The sequence below is a fragment of the Pseudomonas sp. UBA3153 genome (assembly GCF_002364635.1).
Classification (GTDB): domain Bacteria; phylum Pseudomonadota; class Gammaproteobacteria; order Pseudomonadales; family Pseudomonadaceae; genus Pseudomonas_O; species Pseudomonas_O kuykendallii.
Map to the genome: position 1 here is coordinate 110041 of NZ_DEYR01000061.1, position 6056 is coordinate 116096.

At 67.8% G+C, this 6056-nt stretch carries 5 protein-coding genes and 2 pseudogenes; 2 read left to right on the forward strand and 5 right to left on the reverse strand.

Annotated elements, in window-relative coordinates; all coding sequences use genetic code 11:
- Positions 1 to 187 precede the first annotated feature (187 nt).
- The 5 genes and pseudogenes from ssuD to B2X67_RS14420 form a co-directional block, all read right to left on the reverse strand.
- Entirely contained in the window at positions 188 to 1336 is a 1149-nt protein-coding gene (ssuD, locus tag B2X67_RS14400; protein ID WP_286785911.1) for an FMNH2-dependent alkanesulfonate monooxygenase, read from the reverse strand.
- Between the two features lie 52 nt (positions 1337 to 1388).
- Positions 1389 to 2351, reverse strand: coding sequence for a sulfonate ABC transporter substrate-binding protein (locus tag B2X67_RS14405; RefSeq protein WP_286785912.1), 963 nt, complete (start codon positions 2349 to 2351; stop codon positions 1389 to 1391).
- An 81-nt stretch (positions 2352 to 2432) separates the two neighbouring features.
- Positions 2433 to 3020 carry an NADPH-dependent FMN reductase gene (ssuE, locus tag B2X67_RS14410; RefSeq protein ID WP_286785913.1) on the reverse strand — a complete coding sequence of 196 codons (588 nt, stop codon included), beginning with the start codon at positions 3018 to 3020 and terminating at the stop codon, positions 2433 to 2435.
- Positions 3021 to 3030: 10 nt separating this feature from the next.
- A complete protein-coding gene (locus B2X67_RS14415) occupies positions 3031 to 3669 on the reverse strand; it encodes a peroxiredoxin (RefSeq protein WP_286785914.1) in 639 nt (212 codons plus the stop codon).
- 182 nt (positions 3670 to 3851) lie between these two features.
- Positions 3852 to 4583: pseudogene (locus B2X67_RS14420) on the reverse strand (ABC transporter ATP-binding protein).
- A gap of 255 nt (positions 4584 to 4838) precedes the next feature.
- Here B2X67_RS14420 and B2X67_RS14425 point away from each other — a divergent pair.
- Positions 4839 to 5135 (forward strand): annotated as a pseudogene (locus B2X67_RS14425) (ABC transporter permease); the annotation flags it as partial.
- Positions 5129 to 5917, forward strand: a complete 789-nt coding sequence (locus B2X67_RS14430; RefSeq protein ID WP_286785915.1) for an ABC transporter ATP-binding protein — start codon at positions 5129 to 5131, stop codon at positions 5915 to 5917. The pseudogene B2X67_RS14425 and the gene B2X67_RS14430, both read left to right, overlap by 7 nt.
- The last annotated feature ends 139 nt before the right edge of the window (positions 5918 to 6056 follow it).

Consider the following 6056-nt stretch of genomic DNA (forward strand, 5'->3'; position numbering starts at 1 on the left):
CTACTGGGCGAGAAAGCCCTCTCCCCCAGCATTTTCCTCATCAATGGGAGAGCCGGAGGAACATCGGTTCGTAGGGTGCGCCCTGCGCACCAATGGGTGCCGCAGGCAATGGCGGTGCGCGCAGCGCACCCTACGACTCGACCTGTAGCCCGGATGCAAGCCGGAAAAACCTCTGCCTGCGCCACCCTCAGCTCGCCGCCGCGGCCTTGGGCAGGATGTCGTTGGCGACCATTTCACCGAAGGGGCTGACGAAACCGCGCGCCTCCGGCTGCTGCGGCCGGGCCACGTCCAGGTGCGGGAACAGCAGTTCGGCGACCCGGTAGGACTCCTCCAGGTGCGGGTAGCCGGAGAAGATGAAGGTGTCGATGCCCAGCGCGGCGTATTCCCTGACCCGCGCGGCCACGGTTAGGCCATCGCCGACCAGCGCGGTGCCGGCGCCGCCGCGCACCAGGCCGACGCCGGCCCAGAGGTTCGGCGACACTTCAAGGTTGTCCTTGCTGCCGCCATGCAACGCGGCCATGCGCTGTTGGCCGACCGAATCGAAACGCGCCAGCGAGGCCTGGGCGCGCACGATGGTGTCGTCGTCGACGTGGGCGATCAGCCTGTCGGCGGCCTTCCAGGCCTCCTCGTTGGTCTCACGCACGATCACGTGCAGGCGGATGCCGAAGCGCACCTCGCGGCCCCGAGCCGCGGCTTTCTCGCGCACCTGGGCGATCTTCTCGGCGACGGCGGCCGGCGGTTCGCCCCAGGTCAGGTACAGCTCGACCTGTTCGGCGGCGAGGTCCTGCGCGGCGTCCGAGGAGCCGCCGAAATACAGCGGCGGACGCGGCTGCTGGATCGGCGGGTAGAGCAACTTGGCGCCCTTCACCTGGATGTGCTTGCCGGCGTAGTCGACGGTTTCGCCCTCCAGCACCCGGCGCCAGATACGGGTGAACTCGACGGAGGCTTCGTAGCGCTCGGCGTGGGACAGGTTGAGGCCGTCACCGGCCAGTTCGTCGGGATCGCCGCCGGTGACCAGGTTGAAGAGTGCGCGGCCGCCGGACAGACGATCCAGGGTCGCCGCCTGGCGCGCGGCCACGGTCGGCGAAATGATCCCCGGACGCAGGGCGACGAGGAATTTCAGGCGCTGGGTCACCGGAATCAGCGAGGCGGCGACCAGCCAGGAATCCTCGCAGGAGCGCCCGGTGGGAATCAGCACGCCGCCATAGCCGAGGCGGTCGGCCGCCTGGGCGATCTGCTGCAGGTAGCCGTGGTCGACGGCACGCGCGCCCTCGGCGGTACCCAGGTAATGGCCGTCGCCGTGGGTCGGCAGGAACCAGAAGATGTTCAAGCTCATGGAGTGGTCTCCTAGACGTTCATGTCCCCTCCCGCGAGGGAGAGGGGTTCGGTCACTGCTGGGCGACTTTGCCCGGGGGATTCCAGATCACATCGGCGATGCGCAGACGTTTCGGAATCAGCTTCAGGTCGCTGAAGGCGTCGGCGATCTTCTGCTGCGCCGCGACCACCTCCGGCGACAGCGGCAGCGCCCCGAATCCCTGGCGCTTGACGGTGATCAGCGCGATGTCCTCGGGCAGGCCGAGCAGCGGCGCGACCTGTTTGGCGACGGCTTGCGGATCGGCCCTGGCTTCGTCACCGACCTGGCGGATCTCGTAGATCAGCGTGCTCAGCACCTGCGGGTGTTTCTCGGCGTAGGAACGTGCGGCGAGGTAGAACTGGTGGTTGTCCACCAGGTCCTTGCCGTCGCGCAGGGTGCGCGCCTGCAGTTGCTGTTCGGCGGCGGCCTGGAAGGGGTCCCAGATCACCCAGGCGTCGACGCTGCCGCGCTCGAAGGCGGCGCGGGCATCGGCCGGCGGCAGGTAGACGGACTGGATGTCGCTGTAGTGCAGGCCGGCGTCCTGCAGGGCGCGCACTAGCAGGTAGTGCACGTTGGAGCCCTTGTTCAGGGCGACTTTCTTGCCCTTGAGTTCGGCGACCGAGCGAATCGGCGACTCCTTCTGCACGAGGATCGCCTCGCTGCTCGGGGCCGGCGGTTCGTGGGCGACGTAGAGCAGGTCGGCACCCGCCGCCTGGGCGAACACCGGTGGGGTCTCCCCGGTCACGCCGAAGTCGATGGCGCCGACGTTGAGGCCTTCGAGCAGCTGCGGGCCGCCGGGGAATTCGGTCCACTTGACGTCGATGCCCTGGGCCGCGAGACGCTTCTCCAGCGTCCCCTTGGCCTTGAGCAGCACCAGCGTGCCGTATTTCTGATAGCCGATGCGCAGCGCATCGGCCTGAGCCTGGGTAACGGCTCCGAAGGTGATGGCCGCGGCAAACAGGGCGGCCAGGCTTCGACGCAAGGTAATGGTGCGCATGGCGCTCTCCTTGGCGATGTCTTGATTGGCTACCTGCTTGCCCGTTGGCGGGCGAGTAAGGCGAGGTTTGGGGTGTTCGGGTCAGATGCTCCAGCGGGCGTTCACCAGCCGGTCGTTCAACAGGTTCGGGTCTATCGGCTGCGGACGCCGGGCCAGCGCCGCGGAAAACTGCCCGAGGGCGTCGTGCAGGCGCTGTTCGAGCGCTGGCGCCAGTTGCGGATGGCCATCGCCGTAGTCGATCTGGCCATCCTCGGCGAACACGCCGTGCAGCATGTCCTGGGCTTTCAGCGCGGCGAGTACCGGCTTCAGCGCGTAATCCAGGGCGAGCATGTGCGCCGCGCTGCCGGCGGTGGCCAGCGGCAGCACCACCTTGTGCTGCAGGGCGCGCTCGGGCAGCAGGTCGAGAATCACCTTCAGCGCGCCGGAGAACGACGCCTTGTACACCGGCGTCGCCACCAGCAGGCCATCGGCGCGGCCGACCTGTTCGATCAGCTCGCGCACCCGCGGGCTGTCGAACTGTGCGTGGAGCAATTCCTCGGCGGAGAAATCGCGCACGCCGTAGCTCACCACCTCATGGCCACGCCCGTGCAGCCAGTGGCGGGCACGCTCCAGCAGCACGCCGGAGCGCGACTTGAAGCTGGGGCTGCCGGCCAGGGAAACGATCAACATGTGCGGCGTCTCACTTGTTCGGCTGCGGGGTGAGCCGCAGGTAAGGCTTCACCGCGCGATAGCCTTTCGGGAAGCGCTGGCGGATTTCGTCCTCGTCCTTGAGCGACGGCACGATCACCACTTCGTCGCCGTCCTGCCAGTTGGCCGGGGTGGCGACCTTGTGGCTGTCGGTGAGCTGCAGCGAGTCGATGACGCGGAGGATCTCGTTGAAGTTGCGCCCGGTGCTGGCCGGGTAGGTGATGGTCAGGCGCACCTTCTTGTTCGGGTCGATGACGAACAGCGAGCGCACCGTGAGGGTATCGCTGGCGTTGGGGTGGATCAGGTCGTAGAGCCCGGAAACCTTGCGGTCGGCGTCGGCGAGGATCGGGAAGTTGACGCGGGTGTTCTGGGTTTCGTTGATGTCGTCGATCCACTTCACGTGGGAATCGACCGGGTCCACCGAGAGGGCGATGGCCTTGACGCCGCGCTTGGCGAATTCGTCCTTCAGCTTGGCGGTGAAGCCCAGTTCGGTGGTGCACACCGGGGTGAAGTCCGCCGGGTGGGAGAACAGCACGCCCCAGCTGTTGCCGAGCCATTCGTGGAAATGGATCGGGCCTTCGCTGGATTCCTGTTCGAAGTCGGGGGCGATATCGCCGAGTCGGATGCTCATGCTGTTTCTCCTGAAGTGAGCGTTGCGTGGGCTCACTATGCTCAGGCGGCAGACAAATTAAAAAGAATAAATATTAATTTGTTTATTCTATAAATGAATTAAAACACTTCGCGGCGACATGCGAACGCACGGCAAAAAAAAAGCCGGGCACGGGGCCCGGCAAATGTTGCCCGAGGAGGCGATCAGAGCGCGTGCGACTGGTACAGCTCGGTCAGCGCCTGACCACGCAGGTTGGCCAGTGCGCCGGAGCGGCGGTCACGCGGGCGCGCCAGTGGCACGTCGATCTCGCGGGTCAGGCGACTCGGCTGTCCGCCGAGGATCAGCACCCGGTCGCTGAGTTAGAAGGCTTCGTCAAGGTCGTGGGTGACCAGCAGGATCGCCACTTCGTAGCGCTGCGCCAACTCGGCGACGAGGTCCTGCAGGCGCATTCGGGTGAAGGCATCCACCGCACTGAAGGGTTCGTCGAGCAGCAGCAACTGCGGCCGCCCGTAGAGCCCGCGGGCTATCGCCGCGCGCTGCGCCATGCCGCCGGAAAGCTGCTTGGGCAGCGCCTCGCCGCGCCCCTCCAGGCCGACGTCGCGCAGCAGCTGCCGCACCCATTTCTCGTCGCCGGCTCGCCCATCGGCGAACGCGACGTTCTGCGCCACGTTCAGCCAGGGCAGCAGGCGCGGCTCCTGGAACACCACGCCGATGCCGCGGGCGATGCCGAAATCCAGCAGCGGGTTGCGTTCGAGATGCCCCTGGAAGTCGCGGTCGAGCCCGGCGGCAATGCGCAGCAACGTGCTCTTGCCGCAGCCGCTGGGGCCGAGCAGGCTGACGATCTCGCCGGGCGCCAGGCTCAGGCTGACGTCGTCCAGCACGCGCAGGCCGGCGAAGGATTTGTGGATGCGTTGCAGGGCCAGCAGTGCGCTCATGCGCCACCTCCTTCGCCGTCGAAATTGTGGCCGGCTGAGGTCGTTGCGGCCGAGTTGCAGGCGGATGACCTTCACAGGGAGTTGGGTTTCGCCGGCGATCAGCGCAGCCGCCTGCTCCGGGTTGGCGACGATCCAGCGACGGACGCGCTCGTAGGCCCCGATCACCTGGCTGACCGCGGCCGGATGCTCGGCGAGGAAAGCCTTCGCGGGTTTTCAGTAAGGCGCCGAGGCCAAAGCTGTCGTTGCGGTAGAGGCGGTGCCCGCCAGTGGTTCCTGATCCGCCGGGTGGCGATTCTCGCCGCGCTGCCGCATGTCTTCGTCGACCTGTTCATGGGCCTGGGCGCGTCCTTCTCGGTGCTGGTGGTGGCGGAGATGATGGGTGTGAAGGCCGGTCTCGGCTGGTACCTGCAATGGGCGCAGGGCTGGGCCGCCTACGCCAACATGTACGCCGCCCTGCTGCTCATGGCGCTGGTCTGCTCCGGGCTGATCAGCGCGCTGTTCCTGATCCGCGACCGCGCCCTGAGCTGGCAGCAAGGAGCGATGAAATGGTAGCCACCGCGCGTTCCCCGATCCCCGCCGAGCGCGGCCTGCGCCTGGACATCCGTGGCCTGGCGCACGCCTTCGAACTCAAGGGCGAGCGCCTGCCGGTGCTGCAGCGTCTGGACCTGAGCGTCGCGCCGGGGGAGATGGTCGCCCTGCTCGGCCCGTCCGGTTGCGGCAAGTCGACCCTGCTGCGCCTGGTCGCCGGGCTGGAGCCGTTGCAGCACGGCGAGCTGCTGGCCGATGGCGCGCCGATCGCCGGGCCCGATCCGTCCCGCGTGGTGGTGTTCCAGGACCCGACGCTCTACCCGTGGCGCACGGTTTGGGACGTCGCCCTCGGCCTGCAGGCGCGCGGCCTGCTCAGGCAGCAACGCGGACGGGTCGACGAGGCGCTGGCCAAGGTGGGCCTCGGCGAATTCGCCCAGGCCTATCCGCGGCAGCTTTCCGGAGGCATGGCGCAGCGCGTGGCGCTGGCCCGCGCGCTGGTCAACCAGCCGCGCCTGCTGATCCTCGACGAGCCGCTGGGCAAGCTCGATTCGCTGACCCGCATCGCCATGCAGGGCGAGCTGATCCGCCTCTGGCAGCAGCAAGGCTACAGCGGCCTGCTGGTGACCCACGACGTCGAGGAGGCGCTGCTGCTGGCCGACCGCGTGCTGGTGTTCAGCGACCGGCCGGCGCGGGTGCTGGCGGAATTGCAGGTGGCACGCGACTACCCACGCCACCGCGACGACCCGCACCTGGTCGAGCTACGACGCCAGGCGCTGGAGCTGCTCGGCTTGGGCAAGGACTGGTAGCCCGTGCATCGGTGCGCGCGGCGCACCCTACGACAAGCGCACCGTCACCGTAGGGTGCGCCATGCGCATCGTGACTGCCCGGCTTGGGCAAGGACTGGTAGCCGGTACAGCGGTGCGCGCGGCGCACCCTACGAAAGCA

Bases quoted from the DNA above. Each gene is read 5' to 3' on its own strand.
- B2X67_RS14430 (WP_286785915.1), top strand. From the start codon at position 5,129: ATGGTAGCCACCGCGCGTTCCCCGATCCCCGCCGAGCGCGGCCTGCGC.
- B2X67_RS14405 (WP_286785912.1), bottom strand. From the start codon at position 2,351: ATGCGCACCATTACCTTGCGTCGAAGCCTGGCCGCCCTGTTTGCCGCG.
- ssuD (WP_286785911.1), bottom strand. From the start codon at position 1,336: ATGAGCTTGAACATCTTCTGGTTCCTGCCGACCCACGGCGACGGCCAT.
- B2X67_RS14415 (WP_286785914.1), bottom strand. From the start codon at position 3,669: ATGAGCATCCGACTCGGCGATATCGCCCCCGACTTCGAACAGGAATCC.
- ssuE (WP_286785913.1), bottom strand. From the start codon at position 3,020: ATGTTGATCGTTTCCCTGGCCGGCAGCCCCAGCTTCAAGTCGCGCTCC.